General features: G+C 66.7%; 1 pseudogene. It reads right to left on the reverse strand.

Annotation, left to right across the window (positions count from 1 at the left end):
• Positions 1 to 393 (reverse strand): annotated as a pseudogene (locus tag F6Q13_RS19605) (IS256 family transposase); the annotation flags it as partial.
• Between the last annotated feature and the right edge of the window lie 216 nt (positions 394 to 609).

A 609-nucleotide genomic window follows, 5' to 3' on the forward strand; every position in this document is an offset into this window, starting at 1 on the left:
CAACCCAGCCAGCATCTTCTCCATCGCCATCTGCCCCAGGATCTCGGTGGAGGAAAACAGCTCATAGCAGGCCACTGGCAACTCCCCGGACCCGTCAGCGGCGCGCACCCGCGGCCGGCTCACCGCCACCCGCCGCCCACCCAAGGTCACCGAGCCTCGTTCGTGGCCATGGCGCACCGCGGTGCGGTTCGGGTTGTGGCGGCCCTTGGGCCCGGCCTGCGCGGTCACGTCGGCCTCCATCAGCGTCTGCATGACCTGCAGGCCCGCGCCGACAGCCAGCGCCAACAGGCCTTCTTTCATGTTCTCGGCGATCTCGGCCATCGCCACGCTGACCCGCTCCGGAATCGCGGGAATGCTCACGCTGCCGGCACGGTTCTGGCTACTCTTCTTCATGACGGTCCCCTTCTCCTGGTGTTTGTAGTGGAACGCCCGAGACCTACCACACGGCAGGTCACGAGCGGGGGACCGCCACCTCAATTTCTACGAGACCCGGGACAATCTCGTTTTCGTCAGGCGATCCGGTTAGCATCAGACGGTGCGTGGTCGCGCTGTTCGAGCGGCCCGGATCGCGACGACAGCGCTGGCCGGCATGGTGGCGACGGTGATCAC

This window comes from Mycobacterium sp. (assembly GCF_008709575.1).
In the GTDB taxonomy this organism is placed as follows: Bacteria; Actinomycetota; Actinomycetes; order Mycobacteriales; family Mycobacteriaceae; genus Mycobacterium.